Raw genomic sequence first — 24,947 nt, 5'->3', positions numbered from 1 at the left:
ACTTTGCATTTTGAACTATATCCACGAGAAAAGGACACTTTTAAAAAGTCCTTTTTTTGTGGTTTTTTTATGTGTTTTTCCCTGAAGATACAAAAGGGATGTCGTTGATTTTTGAATAGTGAGTTTCCAAAATCCGGAGTTGATTGAACCACCAAATGTACTCTTTTGTAAAATGGTTTTTGTCCAGTCCGCTGATATTGATTGATAAACAACTTGACTAGTTGTAACAAGTTTGACTGACCACTGAATTACTTCACCCACGACTAATACTAAACGCCTGTTTAGGAATACTGAAAGGGCAAAAAGTATTGCGAGGATAAAAAACACAATTACATTTCACACTCGTTGTTTCCTTATATATATATAACATTGACCAGTGTTGGATCATAAAGGTATTGAAGCATGGAAAAAACATCGTGTACAAGGCGGCTACCATTTACCAGGTTCTATGGCCGAGTGAAAAAAATCCGCTATAAATCATGTTTTTCAACGAAAGATAACTAATTAACAGGATAGGTAATATAATTCATAATCTTTAGAAGTTTTGAGGCAATATACGCGGTGAATATAATGTGAAGATTTTATTTCATTATACTAGAGTAATATTAAACGGAAAGTGACCGGTATTATCTGCAATCCTGTACTGATAAGTGAATTTTCCAAAGGTAATTTATTAAACATTTATTATATTTCATTTGCTGAAGATTTTCGAACATTTCTGTTCATTTACCATCTTCTTACTGCTCTTTATTGAACTTTATGTGACAGATGTCACTTTGTATTGTCTTTTTTTACACTTGGGATTAATATTGGTATGTCGGGGTTTGTGAACATGGTAACACTTTGTCCGAATAATTACCAATTGGAATTTTATTATGTAAGAAAGGGGTAGTACTATGAAAATAAAATGGGCTCTATTAACTATACTTTTTACAATTGCCACTGTGCTAACCGGTTGCGATAACCCATTAATGGTCTTGGACCCTAAAGGGCCAGTAGCTGCAACACAAGCAGATGTTATTATGATTTCGATATGGACAATGGCCTTTGTCGTCCTTGTCGTTATGGTACTTTATATCTTCATGATAATGAAGTATCGTGCTTCCAAACAGCGTGATGATTATGAACCACCTCATATTGAAGGAAGTAAGGTTCTTGAAATAATTTGGGTTGCGATCCCAATTTTGATCGTCGCTTTCCTATCCGTTGTTACTGTTAAAACAACAAATGAAGTTGAGGCAACACCTAAAGGGTACGGAGATCAAGAACCTTTAGTTATTTACGCTTCATCTTCCAACTGGAAATGGCATTTTAGTTATCCGGAAGAAGATATCGAAACGGTCAACTATCTGTTTATACCGACTAACCGACCAATTGAATTTAAACTTTACTCATTCGGTCCAATCTCAAGTTTCTGGATTCCACAACTTGGAGGACAAAAATACGCGATGTCGGACATGGTTAATACGTTGCACTTAGCAGCTGATGTACCAGGTGAGTATATGGGTCGAAATTCAAACTTCAGTGGTTCAGGTTTTGCTCAGCAAACGTTCAACGTAAATGCATTGTCAGCAAAAGATTATGATAAGTGGGTAGATGAAATTAAAGCTACTGCTAAACCGATTACTGAGGAAAAATTCAATGAATTATTAAAACCTGGTCATGTGGGACAATCCACTTACACTGGAACTCACTTAGAGTTTTCACCAGCTCCTGAAGGGGAAAATGCTGGTCATGACCACGGATCTTCTGATACTGAAGAAAATGATTCCAAGGATTCACACGAGGAACATTCAGAACACAGCAACATGAATCATGATCACTAAGAATTAATTTCGTTCGATAAAACAACTAGGTTTACAAGATAAGGAATATTTTCCTGAAAGGAGTCACAAAAGTATGGATTACTTTGATCGATTTGCCGTACCTCATCCAAGTCCTGCGATTTATGCATCCATGGTTGCCATTGGTTTAACCATGATTGCGGTTGTCGCCGGAATTACCTATTTTAAAAAATGGGGTTACTTATGGCGTGAGTGGTTAACAACGGTTGACCATAAACGTATTGGTATCATGTACATCTTGTCAGCACTGCTTATGCTTTTCCGTGGTGGCGTCGATGCTCTTATGATGCGTGCTCAAACGGCTATTCCAGATAACGGTCTTTTGGATGGACAGCATTATAATGAGGTATTTACAACACACGGGGTCGTCATGATCCTGTTCATGGCTATGCCATTTATCATTGGGTTAATGAACATTGTTACACCATTACAAATTGGAGCGCGTGACGTAGCATTCCCACGTCTGAACGCAGTAAGCTTCTGGTTATTCTTCATGGGGGCAATGCTATTTAACATCTCTTTCGTAGTCGGTGGTTCTCCTGATGCAGGCTGGACATCTTACTTCCCGCTGGCAAGTAACGATTTCAGTGAATCAGTCGGTTCGAACTATTACGCGATTGCAATTCAAATTGCTGGTATTGGTACATTAATGACTGGTATCAACTTTATCGTAACCATCTTGAAAATGAGAGCACCTGGTATGAACTTAATGAAAATGCCAATGTTCACATGGTCTATCTTGATCACAAACTTCATCATCGTTTTCGCTTTCCCTGTATTGACAGTGGCACTTGCGTTGATGACAATGGATCGTCTATTCGGAACTCAATTCTTTACGATGGCCAATGGCGGTAGCGATATGCTTTGGGCGAACTTGTTCTGGGTTTGGGGACATCCTGAAGTTTATATAGTAATTCTTCCAGCTTTCGGTATTTACAGTGAAATCATTTCGACATTTGCACGTCGTAACCTGTACGGGTATAATTCGATGGTTATCTCCATGGTAGCTATTTCCACTCTATCTTTCGTTGTATGGGCTCACCATTTCTATACAATGGGTCACGGTGCAATGGTTAATGGTATCTTCTCGGTTACCACGATGGCAATTGCCGTCCCGACTGGTGTTAAGATCTTCAACTGGTTGTTCACACTTTGGAAAGGTAAAATCGTATTTACCGTTCCAATGCTATACTCTTTAGCCTTCATTCCGATTTTCACGCTCGGTGGGGTAACAGGGGTAATGCTTGCCATGGCAAGTGCTGACTACCAATACCATAATACAATGTTCTTAGTAGCTCACTTCCACTACGTTTTAATCCCTGGTACTGTATTTGCCGTACTTGCCGGTTTTACGTACTGGTGGCCAAAAATGTTCGGTTTCATGTTGAGCGAAAAAATTGGAAAATGGTCGTTCTGGTTCATTACAATCGGCTTTAATGTAACATTCTTCCCGATGTTCATCACTGGTTTAGATGGGCAGGCACGTCGTATGTATACGTACTCTGAATCAACAGGGTATGGTCCATTGAATATGCTCTCTTTCGTTGGAGCGATTGGTTTAGCAATAGGATTTGCACTTATTGTGTACAATATCTATTGGAGTACTCGTTATGCATCAAGAAATATCTCGAACGATCCATGGGATGCACGTTCTCTAGAGTGGGCTACACATACACCAATCCCTGAATATAACTTTGCAATTGTACCAACAGTTGATTCTACAGAAGCATTCTGGGATTCAAAGAAAAAAGGCTTCAAATTATTTAGCGGTAAAGTAGAAAAGATTCATATGCCAAATAACAGTGGCGTGCCGTTTATCATGAGCTGTATCTTCTTCGTTTGGGGCTTTGCATTGGTATTCAGCATGTGGATCATTGCAATCATTGCAACGATCGGTATCTTTGCTTGTATGATTCACCGTTCATTCGAAAAAGATCACGGACGTTATATCTCTGTTGAAGAGATCGAAGAAACTGAAAATAAATTGCGAGGTGCTAAGTAATGAAAATAGATAACTCGCTGCCACTAGAATATAGCACGGAAGAAAATCGCTTAAAGATTTTTGGATTCTGGGTTTTCCTGGGGGCAGAAATAGCTCTTTTCGCTACACTGTTCGCCACTTATTTTGTCTTAGTTGATGGTACTGGAAATGGTCCAACAGGGGAACATCTTTTTAAAGTCCCTACATTAATGTTTCAAACAATCTTTCTATTAACTAGTAGTTTTACGATAGGTCTTGGAATCAATGCAATGAGACTTGGCAGGCAGAAAGCAACGATTGGTTTCTTCATTATCACCCTTATTCTTGGTTTAGGCTTCTTAGGAGTCGAAATTTATGAATTCGTGGAGTATGTACATGAAGGAGCAACGATTCAAACAAGTGCTTTCTTATCTAGTTTGTTCACATTACTAGGTACGCATGGAGCTCACGTTACACTTGGTTTATTCTGGGGAACCTTCATCGTCATGCAGATTAAAAAGCGCGGTATGACTCCACAGACAACAAACAAGGCTTTCATCTTTTCACTTTACTGGCATTTCTTGGACGTTGTCTGGATTTTCATCTTCAGTTTCGTCTATCTGAAAGGAATGATGTAATATGAAAGAATTATTCCCACGGGGCCAAGTTATGGGATTTGCCTTTTCGCTAGTCCTGACTTTGGTCGCACTATCAGTTATTGTGTTTGATCTCTCACTTAAAATGGCTGTGATCATCCTACTTGTTACAGCTTTCATGCAAGCTGCACTTCAATTTGTTATGTTCATGCATGCAGGAGAGTCTGAAGATAAAGCATCGATTTACACAAACGTTTATTACGGATTGTTCGTTGCATTGGTTACAATTTTCGGTACATTGCTAACAATGGTTTGGGGATATCAATAATCCATTCCGGAAAAACTGGGCGTCTTGATGACGCCCGGTTTTTTTGTATTTAAAAGTAGTAAGTAGAATTTCATATACGGCTTTATCCACTTCATACTTTTAAGATGTTGATGAACCCATTTTGTTTAGTATAACCATTTCGGAACATTATATGTATAAACGGATAATTGTCCCTATCGAAGTTTGGCCGTGCGTTCAAATAAAAATTGTTTTACAGAAGTAACGTTAATAGAACGTACAGATTTTCTAAGAAAAGCTGTCGGACCTTTTGATATAATAAGCGATATACGCATTTATAAACGCAGCGGAGATGATGAAATTGACATTGCGGGTCTGATTTTGACCATTATCTTAAGTTTGTTAAAAATATTGGTTTCCTGCCTTCCAACCGATGCAGTTAATTGGATTATCAGCAAATTTAAAATACACTCAGAAATTAGTGACGAGAATGCGATTGTAACCTTTGACGGAAAACGTTTGGAAGGTGTAGAAAAAAATTCAAGTCATTAGTTATTTTAATAACGCTAGATTTTTGAAAAAAAATCATATATTCCCAGGGAACGAGCAATTGTTTTTACACCCAGAGAACAGTGGGATTCCATTGGTCATTGATACTAAAGGAAGCAAAAAGGATGTTAGGTTATTTGTATACATTTACAATGACCACGTCGATGTAGTCAAACAGTACAAGAAGAAAGTCATTTCTTATAGTCTTCTTTCAGATAGCCTCCAAGAGCATTCCGTGCCATTAATAAGTAAATTAGTTTAATAAAAAAATGACGGTCTCGTTAAGGACCGTCTTAGACTGTAGACAATTTAACCGTTAATTTCCGCTCCAGGCACTCGCTTTCCCCGCAGGAGTCTCGTAACCCTGCGTTCCAATTAGCTTTATATAGAACTCTTTTGTCTATAAACTGAGACCGGTTTTTAATGAATTTTATTAAAAATCTAGTACACAAACTGACGTCATAATTTTAGTTTTTTTGGAAAATGCAATTAAAAGAGAGGGGATTACTGTAAGAGGTTCTTTCATCGTGCATATGAAATTATTTATATTGTAATAAAAAAGCAGGTATCTATTGCGATGCCTGCCTTTTTATGCTTTCCATTGTTTTTCAACTTGATGAAGCGCTTGTTGTAAAATTACTTCATGATCCGTATCCGGTTTAGTAAGGACGTTAGTTTGATAAGATTTTCCTTGAAAATCAACCGTTACCGTAACTTTTACCATTATGCATCTTTCCTTTCCTAATTCAGAATTAAATGGGGTGGTTGTACCTATTTCTTTAATACCCGTGACAGAGGATTTTTCAAACATTTCAAAAGTAGTAAAACATAAAGAATTAATATTCAAAATTATCTGATATTTTTAAGGGTGTGTCAACACTTTTTTTTGACCACCCTATTTCCCGGCACAATAAAAAACGGCCTGGCTTGTACTCATGGCTGTCAGGTCGTTTTTGTAAATGAACTATATTCATATTTTAGTCAAGATAATGCCGATTAATGCTGCAAGTACGCCGGCAACTTGATAGTTTTTTAGTTTTTCCTTGAATAAATAACATCCTGCGAATACGACAACTAAACAGTTCAGGCTGACGACAGGGAAGATGATGCTTGCGATGCCAGTGTTCAACGCAAAGAAATAACATCCATAGCCTATAGTGCTTAAAAGGCCCACCAAGGAACCGATTTTGACTTCCTTTAGCTTGATTTTTTCCTTTTTAAAGGCCAGAGCCGAAAGAAGATAAAGAGTTCCGCCTCCATACATTGATACCAGGATATCAAGGGAATTTAAATGAAGACGTGTTGATGTCGTCATAAGAATGCCTAGCACACCAAAAGATAAAATGGATAATAATGTGTGCATCATCCAAGGGACATATTGATGGTTGCCTTTAGCATTAGGTGTATACTGAATGACTAATGTAGCGAGAAACATGCAGACGATTCCAGTCCACTGCAAAGTAGAAATATGTTCGTGAAAAATTAAAGCAGCACAGAGAATGGGGAATATTGCATTCGCTGCGATTAAAGGAGATGTCAAGCTTGCCGGTCCTTTTTCAAAGGCGCTTGCCATCTGGATATTACCATTAGCGTTCAGTACCCCAATGGCTCCACCAAGCATGATGGACAGCCAGTTAAACTGTAAACCATCCACAGATACTCCATAAGATATGGCCAAAATAAAAGCTGAAAAATAAAAGAAAAATTGGATATGTACTTTTGAGTAACCCTTTCCGCTACTCCATTTAAAAATGCTGTTATTGATTCCAAAACATAAACTCGTGATGAGGGCTGCAAAAATCCACATTGACGTAATCTCTTCCTTCATGTAGGATAAACTTCTTCTACATTTTAAGCTGAATGCATGCTGGAATCAAACCAAATTTTAAAAGTATGATTGACAGATTAGATATTTTTTTCTATATTTACTATGACAATTTTAAAATATTTCCCGATAAACGGGAGAGGTTCATAGCATCACCCTCTTAAAAAAACTATGGCTTTGATATTTTTCGCGAATCAACCATATCTTTGAGGAGATATGGTTTTTGTTATATAGAGGCCCATTTTATGAATCTCCCTGAAACGTGGGATTAGGAGGACTTTTAATGTCTGGAAGAAAAGAAGAAGAGTTAAAAAAAGATATCACACTGCTTGGGAATCAAGGAACAAAATATACATTCGACTATGCGCCTGAAATCCTTGAGTCATTCGATAACAAACATCCGAACCGGGATTATTTCGTCAAATTCAATTGCCCGGAATTCACTAGCTTATGTCCGATAACGGGCCAGCCGGACTTTGCGACCATTTACATCAGCTATATTCCAAGTGTGAAAATGGTGGAAAGCAAATCATTGAAACTTTATTTATTCAGCTTCCGCAATCACGGTGATTTCCATGAAGACTGCATGAACATCATCATGAATGATTTAATCGAATTGATGGATCCTAAATATATTGAAGTCTGGGGCAAGTTTACACCTAGGGGCGGAATTTCCATCGACCCTTACACGAATTATGGGAAACCAGGTACGAAATATGAGGAAATGGCGGATTACCGCTTGATGAACCATGACTTATATCCTGAAACCGTGGATAATCGCTAAAGAATAGGAGAGACAATGGGCAAATGCCCGTTGTCTTTTTTAGTTTTTTAGCTATTATCGATTAGTGGTCTTGTTGTTTTGTCCTTTTTAAAAACACAATTGTCCTCCTGTAACGGAATTTACACTTGATTGTTTCGAGAAAAAGCGTAATAATAGGGAGAGTTAATTTTGACAGAATATTTACGAAAATAGGGGTTGTCGAGATGAAAGTTGCAAAGTTTGGTGGAAGTTCACTTGCGTCAGGTGAACAGTTGAGAAAGGTATTCGAAATTGTTGTTTCTGATCCAAAGAGGAAGATTGTAGTCGTTTCGGCTCCAGGGAAACGCAATTCCGATGATATAAAGGTGACGGATTTATTGATTGAAGCTGCTGAACAGCAACTGCGCGGGGATAACGGAGAGCATTTGATAAAAGATGTCGTATCCCGCTATGCGAGCATTGCTGAAGAACTGGATATATCAGAGAGTGTCGTCACTGGGATCCGCGAAAATTTAATGGCGCTGTTGCATGCAGACCAAACTAACCCGAAGCGCTATTTGGATACTTTGAAGGCCAGTGGCGAGGATAATAATGCAAAGCTGGTCGCAGGTTATTTCCAAAGCCTTGGAGTAGAGGCGCAGTATATAAATCCGAAGAAGGCTGGCTTGATCGTAACGGATGAAGGTGGATTTACCAAGGTGCTTCCAGAATCTTATGATCGGTTATATGCTCTGCGTGATGAGCCTGGAATCGTAGTATTCCCAGGGTTCTTCGGTTATACGTTAGATGGTGATGTTTTAACCTTCTCAAGAAGCGGTTCTGATATTACGGGTTCGATTCTTGCGAATGGGGTCAAAGCTGATTTGTATGAGAACTTTACGGACGTGGATGCCGTTTATGCGGTGAATCCAAATGTGGTTTCCAATCCAAAGGGAATCCGGGAATTAACTTATCGTGAAATGCGTGAACTTTCTTATGCAGGTTTCTCGGTATTTCATGATGAGGCGCTGATTCCAGCATTCCGAGCGGGAATACCTGTCCATATCCAGAATACGAACAATCCGGCGGCACAAGGGACCCGCATTGTAAGTACACGGGATAATACGAATGGGCCGGTTATTGGCATTGCAAGTGATAAAGGATTTTGCAGCATTTACATTAGCAAATATTTGATGAACAGGGAAGTTGGTTTTGGCCGGAAACTGCTGCACATCCTCGAAGATTATGGAGTTTCATATGAACATATTCCATCGGGCATCGATGATGTGACGCTTATTCTAAGGCAGGACCAGATGAAGGGTGAAGCCGAGAAGAAAATCATTTCACGAATCAAGAAAGAGCTTCATGCTGATGAAGTGAATGTGGAGCATGATCTTGCCTTGATCATGGTTGTAGGGGAAGGAATGCGCCATAATGTCGGTACAACGGCAAGAGCGTCAAAAGCCTTGGCCGAAGCAAAGGTGAATATTGAGATGATCAATCAAGGCTCTTCGGAGGTAAGCATGATGTTCGGTGTGAAAGGGCATAACGAAGAGACGGCAATTCAGGCATTATATCACGAGTTCTTTTGAGAATAATAGTTCAAAGACCTCCTTTTAGAAGGGGGTTTTTGTGATTAATCTTTTAGTCATTATACAAAACGCTGGATTTTTCATCGGGTTCTTTATGATAGTGACAATGACTGTTTGGGGGTAATCATTCCAAGCTAACAGACACGCTGTATGGATCAGGCTGTCTGTCTTAATTTAATGCCCATTTGTCAAGTGGCTAAAGCAATTGGAGGAGAACGGAGTTGATGCTCTTGAAACGGATAAAAAGGGGGCGTCCAACCTCTGAATACATCACTTTCACCAAATCATAAATGAAAGAGATGTCGATGGCAGCATCAAGTTAACGGGCAAAATGATTCACTGGCACGAATTGATTTAAAATAATTAATTCGAGTTGTTCTTGCTGAATAGCATCATGTTTAGAAAGCATCCTTATCACCTCAAGTTTAATACTTCTATATAATAAAAAAGAATGTAGGATTGAGTTCTATCTTTATATTAAAACAAAGTGGATTGGAGTGTAAGGTTGCTAGGGAAGACACCGCAGGCGTAAGCCGAGGGGACTCCCGGAATGAATGCCCGCGGAAATCGAAAGCCCTACGTTACAACCGTCAAATTGTAAAAACTATAAAAAAACTGTAGACAAACTCGATTTTCATCGAGAGTTTGTCTACAGTCTGAGCCTCCAATTGAGGATTGGTGGTTTTTCTTTTATATTAGTCCAAGATGGTCAGTATTTGATCGATCTCTTTCCTTGGACGTGGAGTGGGGATCATATCGGGATAGCCGACGTGAAGGCTGCCGACGATCTTCTCTCCTGGTTTCACGCCTAAAGCTTCACGAAAATCCATGCTGTGTATCATGCCGTATGTTTCCCATATCATCCCAATTCCTTGTTCCCAGGCAAGCAGACTGAAATTCTGGATCAAGGCACTTGTGGCCGCATAATCTTCTTCACGTGTCATGGGATTCGGATTCTCTTCCATGATCACCGCGACAAACATCGGTACACCTATAAGTTTATTATATCCTCGCTGTCCGGCGTCTTTTTTCTTTTCAGGGTCCTTCTCTTTGTTGGCCATGAATGCACTGGTTGCTTCCGCGAGTTTTAAACGGCTATCACCATGCACCACGACGAAGCGCCATGGTTGGGTCATTTTATGGTTCGGTGCCCATGTCGCAGTTCCCAATAATGATTGGATGGTATCAATAGGAACAGGAATGTCCTTAAATCGTTTGATGCTGCGCCGCTCTTTAATGATATCTTCTAGTTTCATGATCATCCTGCTCCTTTAATCATATATGTAAGTTTAATAGTTTAAAAAAATAATCCCCGGCTGCCTAATATGCTTCCAGCGTGAATAAATTACTTGAATAAAGAGGGGGCAATATTCTAGTGACTTGCATTCGCTAATGAGCATATAATTTTACTAGGCACAGAGAAGCCGGGGCGACATTGTAGCTTTGTACAATATCAAAAGGGTACGATAAGAGAATATCGTAATGCTTATCAAATTTCAGAGAGCGATAATGAAATTGAAAATCATTATCAATTAGAATTTTCGCTTATTTCGTATAATTTGTCAAGGGTATTTATAAAAAAAATTCAACATATTTACCAATCCTTTATAATAGTTAAATTCTTTTAAAAAATCTGTATAAAAATGTATAATGAGAGGATGAAAAGATGCTATCTACATATGAAGAATCGAAGGGTGTCATAGATGAAAAATTTGTCCTCATTTCTTAAGCCATACTGGCTTTTGATCATTCTTGCTTTATCCTTAATGATTGTCGAGCTCGGGGTAGAGCTGTTACAGCCTCTATTTATAGCAAAAATAATTGATGATGGCATTTTGCAGAAAGATTTATCGGTGGTGATTAAATGGGGAAGTGTCATGGTTGGACTTTCCGTTTTTTCATTCCTTGGCGGGATCGTTAATTCCTTTACGGCATCACATGTAAGTCAAAGCTTTGGACATGATGTAAGGAAAAGCCTTTTTGGTAAAATACAGGCGTTTTCTTTTGCGAATTTGAATAATATCCCGACTTCCTCGTTGATAACAAGGATGACGAATGATGTGACCCAACTTCAAAATACGGTTTTTATGGGCTTGCGCATCATGGCAAGGGCGCCATTGATCGTAATCGGCGGGGCGATAATGGCAATTACGGTCGATTTGAAACTATCCCTTGTTTTGGTCATTTCAATTCCGGTTCTTGTCTTCTTCCTTAGATGGGTGATGAAAAGAGCGGCCAAGCTGTTTAAGCTCGTGCAGAATAAACTCGATAACGTCAATGGCGTCATGAGGGAAAACCTGATAGGCATGCGCTTGATCAAAGCTTTTCTTCGTAAGGAGCATGAGATCGGCCGATTTGACGATGCGAATGAAGAGTTGAAAAGAAAGACTGTGACTTCCCTTCGTTTAATTGAAACGACTATGCCTGTGTTGATGCTTGTCATGAATGTGGCGATTCTGATCATTCTCTGGCTTGGAAGCGAATTTATAACAACGGGAGATATACAGATAGGGGAGGTTGTGGCGATCGTTAACTATGCCACGAGGATTGCTGCATCCCTTTCCGTTTTTTCATGGCTGATCATGGTCATTTCCCGTGCGAAGGCTTCAGCGGAACGAGTGACGGAAATATTCGAAACCCCGATAGACATTGATGAAGGCAAGGCGGAAAGCAAGAGTGAGGCCGTCAATGGGGGAGGCATCAAGTTTCTGGATGTATCTTTCCGCTATCCTGGAACCGAAACCCCGATATTGAAAAACTTGAGCTTCTCCATCGATCCAGGAGAATCGCTTGCCATCATAGGAGCGACGGGATCTGGGAAAACATCACTGTTTCAGCTGATTCCAAGATTATACGAAGTTGAAAGCGGCTCCATTCGAATTGATGACCAGGATGTAAAAGATATTCCCTTGAATTCGCTGCGGAAAAGAATCGGCTATGTTCCGCAAGAGGCCCTGCTTTTTTCAGGAACCATAAGAAATAATGTCGCTTGGGGGAAAGAAGATGCCTCGATGGAGGAAATCGTGACAGCGGCCATGCATGCTCAGGTACATGAGACCGTAAAGAAACTTCCGAAACAATATGAAACCCAGTTAGGACAAAAAGGTGTGAATCTGTCCGGAGGGCAAAAACAGCGCTTATCGATAGCAAGGGCATTGGTGCGCAGACCAAAGATTCTCCTTCTGGATGATAGTACGAGCGCGCTGGATTTAAAAACGGAAAGTAAATTGCTTGCTGCTTTAAAGGAATATACATGCACAACGCTTATCATTACACAAAAAATCAGTACAGCCATGGAGGCGGACAAAATATTGTTGCTGGAAAGCGGTCAAGTGCTTGCGCTGGGGAAACATCAGGATTTGATGAAAACAAGCGATCTTTATCGAAAAATCGTTCACTCACAGTTTGGGGAGGAGGGGATTTCTCTTGAGTCGAAGAACATCTCCCGATAAGGCAAGGGCTAAACCGGTCAACTCCTGGAATACGATAAAAAGGATCATTCCCTACTTAGCAACAAATAAAAGCCTGCTATTTTGTGTCCTTTTCATGGTGCTGATAAGCTCGGTTTTGGGATTGCTTGGCCCTTTTCTTGTTGGGATGGCCATTGATGATTATATTGTCACAAGAGATAGCGGGGGGCTGATCAGCCTTCTTTTCGGACTTCTCGGGGTCTATATATTCTATTCGCTATCCATGTGGCTTCAGAATTATTGGATGATCGGAATCGCGCAGGATACGGTTTATGCGATGCGCAATCAATTGTTCAAAAAGCTTCACCAGTTGTCCATTCCCTTTTTTGACCGGCGTCAGCATGGGGAATTGATGAGTAGGGTCACGAATGATATAGAAAATGTCAGTTCAACTTTGAATAGTTCTGTCATCCAGATTTTTTCCAGTGTACTGACACTGGTCGGGACAATCGGAGTTATGCTGTATTTGAGCCCTTTATTAACTGTTCTAACATTATTAATCGTTCCTCTTATGTTCTTCGGTCTGAGGTGGATAACTAACCGGACGGGAAAGCTGTTTAAAGAACAGCAGAAGAATCTTGGAGAACTGAATGGGTTTATAGAAGAAACGATTTCCGGACAACGGATTGTAAAGGCTTTTTCACAGGAAGATAAAGTGATCCGGGATTTTGTCATCCGGAGTGAAAACTTAAAGAAAGCTGGTTTCCTATCACAATCATACTCTGGGCTGATTCCGAAATTGATGAATTTGCTGAACAACTTAAGCTTCACGGTAATAGCTGCTGTCGGGGGGTTTTTGGCGCTGAGTGGCATAGGGACGGTTTCCATCGGGGTCATTGTTATTTTCACCGAGTATTCAAGGCAATTCACCCGTCCCCTCAATGACCTTGCTAACCAATTCAATACACTACTCTCGGCTGTTGCTGGTGCGGAGCGGGTTTTCACCATACTTGATGAAAAAGAAGAGGAAGTGGATGAGAAACAGGCCTCTGAACTTCGTGATGTCCGTGGTGAGGTGGAATTTAAGGGTGTTTCCTTTTCGTATAATGATGAGGAGCAAACGATATATGATGTTGATTTCCGTGCGGAAAAAGGGGAGACCATCGCGCTTGTAGGTCCCACTGGGGCAGGTAAGACTACGATCATTAATCTTCTAGCCCGTTTTTATGAGCCGAACAGCGGCCGGATATTGATTGATGGCCAGGATATCCAACAGGTGACGAGGTCCAGTCTCCGTAAGCATATGGGATTCGTTTTACAGGATTCATTTTTGTTTCAAGGTACGATTCGTGAAAATATCCGCTACGGCCGTCTGGATGCCGAAGATGAAGAAGTGGTGGACGCAGCCAAGCTTGCCAATGCCCATTCCTTTATCATGAAACTGCCGGATCGGTATGATACCATCCTGAATCAGGATGGCAATGGAATAAGCCAGGGACAGCGCCAGCTATTATCGATTGCCAGGGCTATACTAGCCGATCCCGTTCTTTTGATTTTGGATGAAGCGACAAGTAGCATAGATACGATTACAGAGCTTAAAATCCAGGAGGCTTTACACCGTTTGATGGAGGGAAGGACAAGTTTTGTCATTGCCCACAGATTGAATACAATTCAGCAAAGTGACCAAATCCTTGTACTTGATGAAGGAAGGATCATTGAAAAGGGATCCCATGAAGAATTGTTGCGGCAGAGGGGTTTTTATTACGAACTGTTTCGCAGTTCATTAAGGGGAAACCAGATTGGATGAAGATAGAATGTGTGCCGTCAGGGCGCACATTTTTTGTGTTGGTCCCGTTATTAGGACCTTAAACCTGGGGAAAAACGCGGAGTTTTCACCAAATGCAGTTTTATTAAGAGTGAAAACACCCATTCCATCTTGGTGGGGACAGAGAGAATTATCGACAAAATAATGGAAAATACTTTACAAATTGACTAATTTGCTATTGCTAAAAAACCTTAAGGTAACATATAATTCAGAATATATATAAAATTCTTTAAATTTAATGGGTAAGAGGAGGAATAAAGCCCTAGCCCCTTATGAATGAAGTTTTTTATAGTTGCACACCAGTTCAAAATAGAGAGGAGATGGAAAGAAATGAAAGCGCTTAAGTCAGTTTTTCTTTGGGGGATCATATCTGCGTTGGGTGCGGTGAGTTTTGGTTTCGTCGCGCTAAACCGGGGCGAAAGCATCAATGCCATGTGGATTGTCACTGCAGCACTCTGTGTTTATTCAATTGCATACCGCTTTTATAGTAAATTCATTGCACGGAAAGTGTTTGAACTAGATGACAATCGCCAGACTCCATCGGAAGCGAATAATGATGGGAAAGATTATGTTCCTACAAACAAATGGGTGTTGTTTGGCCACCATTTTGCAGCGATTGCCGGAGCAGGCCCTCTCGTTGGTCCCATCCTTGCAGCGCAGATGGGATATCTGCCTGGGACACTATGGCTCGTAGTCGGTGTTGTATTGGCTGGTGCCGTACAGGATTTCATCATTCTCTTCGGTTCGATGCGCCGTAACGGCAAATCATTGGGAGAGATGATCAAGGAGGAAATTGGACCGATTACAGGCTTGATAGCGATGATCGGTATTCTGGGTATCATGATCATTTTATTAGCTGTACTTGCCCTGGTTGTCGTAAAGGCGCTCGTGGGGAGTCCGTGGGGGATGTTCACGATTGCCTCGACCATACCGATCGCTGTGCTTATGGGCATTTACATGCGCTATATAAGGCCTGGACGGGTTGGCGAAGGGTCGATTATCGGAATCGTACTATTGATGCTCGCGTTATATTTCGGTCGCTTTGTATCAGAGAGCGCAACATTGGCGCCAATGTTCACTTTCAGTGGGGAAACGATTGCCATCATGTTGATTGTATACGGCTTCGTTGCCTCCGTTTTGCCTGTATGGATGTTATTGGCACCGCGTGATTACTTGAGTACATTCTTGAAAATCGGTACGATCATCGGACTTGCACTTGGAATCTTTATTGTCATGCCGAGCCTTGAAATGCCTGCCGTCACTCAATTCATCGATGGAACAGGACCTGTATTTTCCGGAAACTTATTCCCGTTCCTATTCATTACGATCGCTTGTGGGGCGGTATCAGGTTTCCATGCACTCGTTTCTTCAGGAACAACTCCTAAAATGATCGAACGCGAATCCCATTCACGTCCAATCGGATACGGGGCGATGTTGACTGAATCCTTTGTAGCCATCATGGCGATGATAGCAGCTTGTGTACTGACTCCTGGTATCTATTTTGCCATTAATAGCCCGGGTGCCGTTGTGGGAACGGAGCCAGCTCAAGTGGCCGCTACGATATCCGATTGGGGTTTCATTTTGACACCTGAGATGATTACCGGCCTTGCAGACGATGTTGGGGAAGAGACCATTATATCCCGCACTGGAGGAGCTCCAACCTTTGCTATCGGCATGGCCCATATCTTTTCGCAGGTGATTGGCGGAGCGTCCTTGATGGCGTTCTGGTATCATTTCGCGATCTTGTTCGAGGCATTGTTCATATTGACCACCATTGATGCTGGAACCAGGGTAGGGCGTTTTATGATACAGGATATAATCGGGACCTTTTACAAACCTTTTGCCGAAACGAATAAATGGCTGCCCAATATTATTGCGACTGCCATTTGTGTAATCGGCTGGGGGTACTTCCTTTATCAAGGGGTCATTGATCCTCTTGGCGGAATCAACACCCTTTGGCCATTGTTTGGAATTGCGAATCAAATGCTTTCCGCCATTGCGTTGCTGCTTGGGACGACAGTCCTTTTCAAAATGGGCAAAAAAGCGTACACATGGGTCACCCTTGTACCTACAACATTCTTGTTGATAGTGACCATGACGGCTGGGTGGCAGAAGCTGTTCCACGAAAACCCGGCTATTGGCTTTTTGGCACATAAGGATAAGTTTAAAGCGGCCTATGATAATGGGGAAATTCTTGCTCCGGCAGCTAACCTTACCGAGATGAAACGGGTTATCGTCAATGATTATGTGGATGCTGCCCTATGTGCCATCTTCATGATCGTGGTGATCACGGTCCTGATTTCCGCAATTAGGTTATGGATAAAAGTCTTGAAGAACCAGAAAATAGATTTACATGAAACACCTTATGTATCAAGGACATCATAAGGGAGGGAAGGCAATGTTGAAAAGATTGATTAAAATTCTCAGCTACAGAAAGCAATTCGTCAGTTTGCTGGTCGGCGTGCCGAGCTATGATACTTATGTGGCGCATATGAAAATGCATCATCCTGAAGATCCTGTGAAAACCAGGAAAGAATTTTTCTGTGAAGCCCAGGATGAGCGTTATAATGCAAAGGGTGGGAAAGTGTCTCGTTGCTGCTAACTTAATATCTTTTGAAGGGCCCTCAATAGGAGGACCCTTTTTTTAATGGATTTTTTTAGAACGGGAAATAAGTAGAGGGGGAAATGTAATGGGAATGGATTTGTGAAATTGGTGAAAAGGATTTTCAAAACGAAAAAACCCATTCTTTCCTGATCCTTATTTAATAGTGATGTTATATAACCTCACATATTTTCACGGTAAATAAAAATTAAGTTGAATTTTTAGAAAATTGAGTATATGATAAAAAATATAACATGTTAGTGTTAATAAACATAACATATATAAAAACAAGGGGGAAAAAAACAGTATGCAAATGGCGGATTCGGTATTCATGTTTTTGGCGACGATGATGGTTTGGCTAATGACACCAGGGATTGCCCTATTTTATGGAGGGATGGTAAAGAGTAAAAATGTCCTGAATACGGCAATGCATAGTTACATGCCACTGGCTGTCATTTCGATTCTTTGGGTGCTGATTGGGTATTCATTATCATTTTCACCTGGTAATGCATTTCTGGGCGGTCTGGACTGGGCTGGTTTAAAAGATGTAGGCTTTGCACCTGGGCCATACAGCGAAACAATTCCTCATAGTTTGTTCATGTTATTCCAAATGACTTTTGCCGTGTTAACAGTTTCAATCATTGCAGGTGGCATTGCCGAGCGGATGAAGTTTTCAGCATTCCTGATTTTTACGATCCTTTGGTCTTTATTCGTATACGCTCCTGTTGCACACTGGGTATGGGGAGGCGGCTGGTTAGCGGAATTGGGTGCACTTGACTTTGCAGGTGGAAACGTCGTCCATATTTCTTCAGGGGTTGCGGGTCTGGTTTTGGCGATCATGTTAGGTAAAAGAAAAGAGTCGGGTGACAGTGCACCACATAATCTTCCTTTAACATTCCTCGGAGGTTCATTAATTTGGTTCGGGTGGTACGGCTTCAACGTCGGAAGCACATTGACAATCAATGAAGTGGCGATGAATGTATTCGTTAATACAGCAGTTGCAGCGGCGGCTGGTATCATTGGCTGGCTGATCGTTGAGTATATGGCTAATAAAAAGGCAACATTGCTGGGTGCGGTATCCGGAGCTATTTCAGGCTTGGTAGCCATTACACCTGCTTGTGGATTCGTAACCACTGCCTCTTCCATCATCATCGGTGTCCTCGGCGGTGCCGTATGTTTCTGGGGCGTATTCTTCCTGAAGAATAGACTGGGTTACGACGATGCGCTTGATGCTTTCGGATTACATGGGATCGGTGGGACATGGGGGGGCATCGCGACAGGTTTGTTCGCGACCACTTCCGTAAACGAAAGCGGGGCAAATGGTTTATTCTATGGCGACTTCAACTTGTTGTGGAAGCAGCTTGTAGCGATCGTCGCGACATATATTTTCGTTGCCGTGGTCACTTATATCGTTGCGAAAGTCATTAACCTTTTCGTGCCGTTGCGTGTCAGTGAAGAAGATGAGTCAATGGGGCTTGATCTTACACTTCATGGAGAAAAGGCTTATCACGAATCAATTTAAAGGGGGGGCTCATATGTCCGAGGTTTTAACGAAAATAGAAATAATTACACGCCCTATCAAGTTTGAACAATTCAAAGCGGAACTTGCAAAAATTGGGGTGAGTGGAATGACGGTTTCGGAAGTAAAAGGAACGGGTCTTCAGAAGAGTTATGTGGAAACATATAGAGGCAGAAATCGTGAAATGTCATTGCATGACAGAATGAAAATCGAAATTGTAGTGTGTGAGGTGCCAGTTCAGGATGTTGTGGATGTAGCAAGGAAGTTCTTGAGTACCGGTAAGCCTGGTGACGGTAAAATCTTCATTTATGAATTGGCGAATGTCGTGAATATCCGGACCGGAAAAGAAGGTCATGATGCGTTAAAGAATGACATCTGATGCTGTGATTAATTTGGCCGAATATGCCGGATACAGTCGATTAAGGAAAGGGGGCTGAAAATGGGGAGACTGGTCCGAATTGTTAATGCGAAAAAACAGAAGATTGTTAATACGCTCATTTCAGAGGGTGTATATCAACCTGATGACCGATCCTTTTTATTAGAATTGCCATTGAAAAACTTAGAAGAGATATTATCCCTTCGAATAAAATCCTCGTTTCAAAATCCTCGTTTAAAAAAATAACCTTTCAGCCGTTATCCAAGATGGGGAGAGCGGCTTCTTTTTGCGTTTGTTGCCCAACCCCGGCTTTGGAATTTGAATGTTAGGTAAAAGGAAACTTTTTTCTAGAATCCCCCATGGAAATCGGGGAGCTTTCCAACTATAATGAATAAGGATATAAATTTAAATACGATTTTTTTGCTTTTTTTGACGTTATTCGCTTAGTTACTTCCATTTTTCTTTATTTTACGAAAACCAAATTCAAAAAAATGTAAGTTTTCCAGAAAACGATGAATTATTTCATGAATGCCCTGTTTAATAAATAGGGAAATTATTAATATGTTCTTTTAAGAGGTGAAAGGAAATGGATCAATTTACGGTCGAATCCGTTTTGAATATCATCAGGGAGTTTGTACCGAAGGATGCTTCAATTTCTGTGGCTGATTCTGAAAAATACATTTATTATCAACCGAGCAAACAAGTTGACTTAAGAATAAAACCGGGTGATTTAATCAGTGAAAAAACGGCGACATATAAAGCGTTGAGTGTTCGTAAAAAAATAGGGGTGCAAGTGGAAAGTAATGTATTTGGCGTACCATACTATGGGCTGAGTGTTCCTATCATGGACGAGGACAATCCTTTAGGGGCGGTAACGGCCATTTTGCCGTCAAAGCCATTAATTTTACCGACATCATTCTTGACCATTAAAACAGATGACCGCTGGATACCGCTTCCATATGATGAAATTATGTATTTGGAAGCTCAAAATAGGAAAACTAAGATTCAGTCCGAACGTGTGAGTGGATTTCATAAAATGAACTTAAGTGAATTGGAATTCATTTTACCTAGTGATTTATTCATTCGTGTGCATCGTTCGTACATCGTCAATATCAACTATATACAAGAGATCCTTCCTGATTTTCATTCTACATTTTTACTGATAATGAAAGACAATTCCAAAATCCAGGTCAGTCAAACATATGCAAGTCAATTTAGAAGGGCTTTGGGATTTTAGTGATTCTCCTTTATGTCAAAAAAATGCTGGTTTATGCTCTATTTAAGGCTTTTCATTCGAAATCGAATGTGATGATTACACAGGATTGATAAAATTAAGTGTAAGAAAAGCGAAAAATGGGGGTCTTTTGTATGAACGAAAGCGTTTTCAAAAAAATTCGCAACGAACAGTTTAAGGGGAAAGTAGTTACAGCGGAAGAGGCAGCTTCATGGATTAAAGATGGGATGAAACTCGGTATGAGTGGTTTTACTCGTGCTGGAGATGCTAAAGTTATTCCGATGGCTCTAGTTGAAAGAGCTAAAACTGAAAAATTCAAAGTTGACGTATTTACAGGTGCCTCATTAGGGCCGGAAGTCGACCAACATATGGCAGAAGCAGGTATCATAAACAAACGTTTGCCGTTCCAAGCGGATAAAGGTATTCGCAATAAAATCAATGCTGATGAAGTCACTTATGTAGATCAGCATTTATCTCATACAGCTGAACAAGTTCGTCAAGGCATTGTCGGGCCTATAGATTTTGCAATCATCGAAGCATTGGCGATTACGGAAGATGGATTAATCATCCCGACAACTTCTGTAGGAAATTCAGCCATATTCGTACAAGAAGCTAAACATGTAATCATTGAATTGAACGTATCCCATCCAGAAGGATTGGAAGGGATGCATGATATATATACACCAGCAAATCAAGGAGAACGCGAACCGATTCCTATGACTAAAGCAAGTGATCGCCTTGGATCGATCGGTATTGCCGTTGATCCTGAAAAAGTAATGGGAATCGTCGTTTCCACAGATCTTGATGCACCTTCTACAATCGTGCCGCCGGATGAAGAAACTGCAACAATCGCCAACCACCTTATTAACTTCCTTCGTGAAGAAATCAAGGCTGGCCGTTTAACTGAAAGCCTTGCTCCGCTTCAGTCGGGAGTAGGTTCAGTTGCAAATGCAGTATTCGCTGGCTTCCTTGATTCTGAATTTAAAGATTTGGAAGTATATTCAGAAGTGCTGCAAGATGCGGTATTTGATTTGATCGATGCTGGAAAAGTTAAATTCGCTTCAGGGTGTTCGATTACATTAGCTGAAGAAAAAGGTAAACAAGTTTACGGTGAGCTTGAAAAATACCGTGATAAACTAGTTCTTCGTCCACAAGAAATATCTAACCATCCTGAAATCATCCGTCGCCTTGGCTTGATTTCAATCAATACAGCGTTAGAGTGTGATATCTATGGTAACGTGAATTCGACACATGTTTCTGGGACAAGAATGATGAATGGAATCGGTGGATCGGGAGATTTTGCCCGTAACTCACGCCTAGGCATTTTCGTAACGAAATCATATGCGAAAGGCGGCAAAATTTCTAGTATCGTTCCTTTCGTTTCACATGTGGATCATACTGAACATGATGTGGATGTATTAGTGACAGAGCAAGGAATCGCTGATTTACGTGGTTTGGCACCAAAAGAGCGCGTAGAGTTAATCATAGAAAATTGTGCGCATCCTGACTACCGTCCACAGCTTCGTGCATACTTCACTGAAGCTGTTGCGCAAACTGGCGGGCATCAAACTCCGCACATTCTTGAAAAAGCATTTTCATGGCATACAAACCTAGCTAAAAATGGTACGATGCTTGAAGCAGTACTACAAGATCAAAAATAAAACATAAAACCACCCCGCCAATACAGCGGGGTTTTTTTATTTGGGTCCGTATCCCTTATTTGTGATAATAAACACATGAACCTTTCGGCACCACTGGAAATAGAATATTTTAAAATGAAGCTTAACCATCAAAAGGATAGGGAACTGTATCTTTAGGCTTTTTCTTTTATTTTTGTATATAATTATTCATTCAAGTTATGGAAATATGGTAAACTGCTAACAATGAGAGATTATCATACATAGGATTTTTCGTATTTATGATGTTGTTTCCTTAGAAATAGGGAGTTAAATAGAATGGTTATTGTGGAGGAGATAATTTGTTCAAGACAAAATTACATTTTTGGACGTTAGAGTTATTACTATTGTCTTTACTTTTTTATGTTGGTACTAAGATTTCTTTTCTTTTTGAACCGATAGTCATCTTTACATCTACATTGTTCTTTCCAATCTTGATTTCAGGTTTTCTCTACTTTTTGTTCAACCCCACTGTTGATTTCCTGGTTAAAAGAAGGGTGCCTAGGGGATTATCGATATTATTGCTATATGTATTTTTCCTGGGATTGATTAGTTTGCTGGTCGGTCTGGTCGGCCCGTCACTGTCCAAACAGGTTACGGATTTAGTCAATAACCTCCCGGATTATTTCAATCAAGTAAGAAAGTTCATTGAAGACTCAGCTCAGTCAAAATGGTTTTTGTGGACGGTGGAACAAGATTATGTTCCTTTGCAAGAAGTAGGAGATTCGCTTCAAAAATATTTGACGAATTTACCGAGTAATATAACTAATAGTTTGTCTTCGGTTTTCAGTGTAGTGACGAATATTACGTTAGTGGTCGTGACGGTTCCTTTCATCCTATTTTATATGCTGAAAGATGGCGATAAGCTTCCGGCCGCCATTATGAAATTCGTACCGGTTAGCTATAGAAAACCAGCTTTAACGGTACTTAAGGAAACGGGAGGGACGCTTGCCACTTATATTCAAGGACAGATGCTGGTTTGCATGTTTGTCGGAATTGGAACGTTCATTGGATATTTAATCATTGGTTTACCTTACGCGTTCTTATTTGCGCTGATAGGTGCGGTAACCAATATCATTCCATATGTAGGTCCGTTTATCGGAGCGGCTCCTGCGGTCATTGTGGCGTTGATTCATTCACCGACCGAAGCGTTATTGGTCATACTTGTTGTAACGGTCATTCAGCAACTGGATGGTAATGTCATTTCGCCGTTAGTCATCGGGAAGAAATTGAACACTCATCCGCTAACCATCATCATCCTTTTGCTCGTCGCCGGAAACATTGCCGGTATCATCGGTATGATTTTGGCCGTTCCGACTTATTCCGTTGTTAAAACGATTGTATTGAATATCGTAAAATTCATCAGGATCCGAAAAGAGGAAAAGCTTGAAGAAGATATATTGGAATGAAAAAACGGGCCCGACTCAATTAAGTCGGGCCCGTTTTCTTAGTGAAGGAGCAAAAGTGCCTAAATGGGTTACAAACCTAAGGAAATATATTTTACTTCCAGGAATTCTTCGATGCCTTGATGTCCACCTTCGCGGCCGAGCCCGCTTTGTTTGAATCCGCCAAATGGAGCTTGCGGAACGGAAGGAAGTCCATCGTTCAAGCCAACAATACCGAATTCAAGTGCCTCGGTGAATTTGATGCCCTTGGTGATATTTTCAGTGAAGACGTAAGCTGCCAAACCGAAGATGGAGTCATTTGCCCTTTTGATTGCCTCTTCATCAGTCTTAAAGGAGGCGATAGGAGCTAAAGGACCAAATGTTTCTTCATTCATGCAGAGCATGCTGTCATCAATGTTGGATAGTACGGTTGGTTCAATAAAAAGGCCGCTTATTGATTTACCGCCAGCTTCGAGCTTAGCACCGCTGCTGATTGCTTCATCAATTTGTTTTTGAACCTTATCAACTGCATTTTGATCGATAAGCGGACCGATATCGACGCCATCCTCCAGTCCATTTCCTACCTTTAGTTCTTTGACCTTGGCAACGAGCTTTTTGATGAAGGCTTCTTGAATGGCTTCGTGGACATAAATGCGATTTGAACAGACGCATGTTTGTCCTGCATTACGGAATTTCGAACTGATGATGCCATCAACCGCTTTATTAAGGTCGGCATCCTCAAGTACGATTGCGGGTGCGTGACCCCCAAGTTCAAGCGAGATTTTCTTTACCGTTTCAGCTGAGCCTCTCATAAGGGTTTTACCGACTTCTGTAGAACCGGTGAACGTCAATTTACGAACCCTTGTATCTTGAAGCCAAGTTTCGCCGATTTCTGATGATTTTCCTGTCACGACATTGATGACTCCTTTTGGAATCCCAGCTTCTTCAGCCAATTCAGCCATTTTTAGAGCTGTTATGGGAGTCAGGTTTGCCGGTTTAATGACGACTGTGCAGCCGACTGCAAGCGCCGGTGCAACTTTTCTTGTAATCATGGCTGCAGGAAAGTTCCAAGGCGTAATGACAGCTACAACTCCGACAGGTTGTTTTGTCACGAAAAGCCGCTTATTGGATACGGAAGCAGGAATCGTTTCGCCATACACCCGTTTTCCTTCTTCGGCAAACCAAGATAAAAAGCCATTTGCATATGTCATTTCACCAAGAGCCTCTTTAAGGGGCTTGCCTTGCTCTTCAGTCATGATTTTGGCTAGTTCTTCTTTATTATCATCTATCAATCGATGCCATTTCCAAATAAGTTCAGCACGTTCGTAGACCGAGAGTGCAGCCCAGCCCGTAAAAGCTTCACATGCGGCATCTGCAGCCTTCGCCGCTTCAGTTGCACCGCCTTTAGGAACGGTGGCAACTACTTCATCCGTTGCCGGGTTTCTCACTTCAATTTTATCCAATCCAAAATCCGACCACTCACCGTTAATAAATAATCCGTAATCCTTCATGATAAAACCTCCTAA

Annotated in this window: 20 protein-coding genes, 1 pseudogene and 1 riboswitch; of the genes and pseudogenes, 17 read left to right on the top strand and 4 right to left on the bottom strand. The window is 40.9% G+C overall.

All coding sequences use genetic code 11. The features are described 5' to 3' along the window. Positions 1 to 896: 896 nt before the first annotated feature. The 5 genes and pseudogenes from qoxA (at position 897) to ACFRAK_RS10535 (ending at position 5,497) form a co-directional block, all read left to right on the top strand. Positions 897 to 1,826 carry a cytochrome aa3 quinol oxidase subunit II gene (gene qoxA, locus ACFRAK_RS10555; protein ID WP_377395253.1) on the top strand — a complete coding sequence of 310 codons (930 nt, stop codon included), beginning with the start codon at positions 897 to 899 and terminating at the stop codon, positions 1,824 to 1,826. Between the two features lie 73 nt (positions 1,827 to 1,899). Continuing rightward, entirely contained in the window at positions 1,900 to 3,846 is a 1,947-nt protein-coding gene (gene qoxB / locus ACFRAK_RS10550; protein WP_387601829.1) for a cytochrome aa3 quinol oxidase subunit I, read from the top strand. Further along, positions 3,846 to 4,442 carry a cytochrome aa3 quinol oxidase subunit III gene (gene qoxC / locus ACFRAK_RS10545; RefSeq protein ID WP_387601832.1) on the top strand — a complete coding sequence of 199 codons (597 nt, stop codon included), beginning with the start codon at positions 3,846 to 3,848 and terminating at the stop codon, positions 4,440 to 4,442. Before qoxB ends, qoxC begins: the two co-directional genes overlap by 1 nt. Position 4,443: 1 nt before the next feature. Next, positions 4,444 to 4,728 (top strand): cytochrome aa3 quinol oxidase subunit IV, encoded by a 285-nt coding sequence (qoxD, locus tag ACFRAK_RS10540; RefSeq protein ID WP_076370787.1) that lies wholly within the window; start codon positions 4,444 to 4,446, stop codon positions 4,726 to 4,728. 324 nt (positions 4,729 to 5,052) lie between these two features. Next, positions 5,053 to 5,497 (top strand): annotated as a pseudogene (locus ACFRAK_RS10535) (YfmQ family protein). Positions 5,498 to 5,824: 327 nt separating this feature from the next. On the opposite strand, the gene ACFRAK_RS10530 reads toward ACFRAK_RS10535, so the two are convergent. After that, positions 5,825 to 6,082: a BA3454 family stress response protein gene (locus ACFRAK_RS10530; RefSeq protein ID WP_394571713.1), complete on the bottom strand. Its 258-nt coding sequence runs from the start codon at positions 6,080 to 6,082 to the stop codon at positions 5,825 to 5,827. Positions 6,083 to 6,205: 123 nt separating this feature from the next. After that, complete coding sequence (locus ACFRAK_RS10525; RefSeq protein WP_228467604.1) at positions 6,206 to 7,063, bottom strand: EamA family transporter; 858 nt, start codon at positions 7,061 to 7,063, stop codon at positions 6,206 to 6,208. Between the two features lie 130 nt (positions 7,064 to 7,193). After that, a riboswitch (PreQ1 riboswitch) is annotated at positions 7,194 to 7,239 on the top strand. Between the two features lie 104 nt (positions 7,240 to 7,343). On the opposite strand from ACFRAK_RS10525, the gene queF reads away from it, so the two are divergent. Continuing rightward, positions 7,344 to 7,844, top strand: a complete 501-nt coding sequence (queF, locus tag ACFRAK_RS10520; RefSeq protein WP_061461394.1) for a preQ(1) synthase — start codon at positions 7,344 to 7,346, stop codon at positions 7,842 to 7,844. Between the two features lie 203 nt (positions 7,845 to 8,047). Beyond that, a complete protein-coding gene (locus ACFRAK_RS10515) occupies positions 8,048 to 9,394 on the top strand; it encodes an aspartate kinase (protein WP_394571712.1) in 1,347 nt (448 codons plus the stop codon). 695 nt (positions 9,395 to 10,089) lie between these two features. Here ACFRAK_RS10515 and ACFRAK_RS10510 read toward each other — a convergent pair. Next, on the bottom strand, positions 10,090 to 10,650 hold the full coding sequence (locus ACFRAK_RS10510) for a nitroreductase family protein (RefSeq protein ID WP_387704404.1): 561 nt from the start codon (positions 10,648 to 10,650) through the stop codon (positions 10,090 to 10,092). A 447-nt stretch (positions 10,651 to 11,097) separates the two neighbouring features. On the opposite strand from ACFRAK_RS10510, the gene ACFRAK_RS10505 reads away from it, so the two are divergent. The 10 genes from ACFRAK_RS10505 to ACFRAK_RS10460 all read left to right on the top strand — a co-directional run bounded on the left by ACFRAK_RS10505 (position 11,098) and on the right by ACFRAK_RS10460 (position 23,445). After that, on the top strand, positions 11,098 to 12,846 hold the full coding sequence (locus ACFRAK_RS10505; protein WP_387601842.1) for an ABC transporter ATP-binding protein: 1,749 nt from the start codon (positions 11,098 to 11,100) through the stop codon (positions 12,844 to 12,846). Next, a complete protein-coding gene (locus tag ACFRAK_RS10500; RefSeq protein ID WP_387601844.1) occupies positions 12,821 to 14,611 on the top strand; it encodes an ABC transporter ATP-binding protein in 1,791 nt (596 codons plus the stop codon). The genes ACFRAK_RS10505 and ACFRAK_RS10500 overlap by 26 nt, the downstream gene beginning before the upstream one ends. Before the next feature lie 348 nt (positions 14,612 to 14,959). Continuing rightward, positions 14,960 to 17,014, top strand: a complete 2,055-nt coding sequence (locus ACFRAK_RS10495) for a carbon starvation CstA family protein (RefSeq protein WP_387601847.1) — start codon at positions 14,960 to 14,962, stop codon at positions 17,012 to 17,014. A gap of 13 nt (positions 17,015 to 17,027) precedes the next feature. Beyond that, positions 17,028 to 17,231: a YbdD/YjiX family protein gene (locus tag ACFRAK_RS10490; protein ID WP_076370801.1), complete on the top strand. Its 204-nt coding sequence runs from the start codon at positions 17,028 to 17,030 to the stop codon at positions 17,229 to 17,231. Between the two features lie 307 nt (positions 17,232 to 17,538). Further along, the gene (locus ACFRAK_RS10485; protein WP_387601850.1) at positions 17,539 to 18,753 is read left to right on the top strand and encodes an ammonium transporter; all 1,215 of its coding nucleotides are present in this window, start codon (positions 17,539 to 17,541) and stop codon (positions 18,751 to 18,753) included. A gap of 13 nt (positions 18,754 to 18,766) precedes the next feature. Next, entirely contained in the window at positions 18,767 to 19,129 is a 363-nt protein-coding gene (locus ACFRAK_RS10480; protein WP_063235326.1) for a P-II family nitrogen regulator, read from the top strand. Positions 19,130 to 19,189: 60 nt separating this feature from the next. Then, on the top strand, positions 19,190 to 19,372 hold the full coding sequence (locus ACFRAK_RS10475; protein WP_260286534.1) for a hypothetical protein: 183 nt from the start codon (positions 19,190 to 19,192) through the stop codon (positions 19,370 to 19,372). A gap of 340 nt (positions 19,373 to 19,712) precedes the next feature. Next, a complete protein-coding gene (locus tag ACFRAK_RS10470; protein ID WP_260286535.1) occupies positions 19,713 to 20,363 on the top strand; it encodes a LytTR family DNA-binding domain-containing protein in 651 nt (216 codons plus the stop codon). A 131-nt stretch (positions 20,364 to 20,494) separates the two neighbouring features. Beyond that, positions 20,495 to 22,021, top strand: a complete 1,527-nt coding sequence (gene scpC / locus ACFRAK_RS10465; protein WP_260286537.1) for a succinyl-CoA:acetate CoA-transferase ScpC — start codon at positions 20,495 to 20,497, stop codon at positions 22,019 to 22,021. Between the two features lie 317 nt (positions 22,022 to 22,338). After that, the gene (locus tag ACFRAK_RS10460; RefSeq protein WP_387601854.1) at positions 22,339 to 23,445 is read left to right on the top strand and encodes an AI-2E family transporter; all 1,107 of its coding nucleotides are present in this window, start codon (positions 22,339 to 22,341) and stop codon (positions 23,443 to 23,445) included. Positions 23,446 to 23,513: 68 nt separating this feature from the next. Here ACFRAK_RS10460 and ACFRAK_RS10455 read toward each other — a convergent pair whose 3' ends face one another. Beyond that, positions 23,514 to 24,932: an NAD-dependent succinate-semialdehyde dehydrogenase gene (locus ACFRAK_RS10455; protein ID WP_387601857.1), complete on the bottom strand. Its 1,419-nt coding sequence runs from the start codon at positions 24,930 to 24,932 to the stop codon at positions 23,514 to 23,516. Positions 24,933 to 24,947: the final 15 nt, after the last annotated feature.

This window comes from Peribacillus sp. NPDC056705 (assembly GCF_043656335.1).
This window is presented reverse-complemented; position numbering and strand designations above follow the sequence as displayed.